General features: G+C 61.6%; 1 protein-coding gene. It reads right to left on the reverse strand.

Annotation, left to right across the window (positions count from 1 at the left end):
• Nucleotides 1-241, reverse strand: a 241-nt coding sequence (locus J5M56_RS26335) for an amino acid permease (RefSeq protein ID WP_207938230.1), incomplete at its 3' end; no start/stop codon positions are given.
• Between the last annotated feature and the right edge of the window lies 1 nt (nt 242).

The following is a 242-nucleotide window of genomic DNA, read 5'->3' on the forward strand; positions in this document are numbered from 1 at the left end:
CCCATGCTGATGAGAAACCCATGTAATCGCCGAAGCCTGCCTTGGCATAGGCATACACACCGCCGTCCAGGTCGGGCTTGCGGTTGGCCAGGGTCTGGAACACGAATGCCAGGGTCAGCATGCCCACTGCGGTGATTGCCCAGCCAATTAGAACCGCGCCGACGCCGGCACTGGCGGCCATGTTCTGCGGCAGCGAAAAGATCCCGCCACCGATCATCGAGCCGACCACCAATGCGATCAGT

It is taken from the genome of Pseudomonas sp. 51_B (assembly GCF_017491595.1).
Classification (GTDB): domain Bacteria; phylum Pseudomonadota; class Gammaproteobacteria; order Pseudomonadales; family Pseudomonadaceae; genus Aquipseudomonas; species Aquipseudomonas promysalinigenes.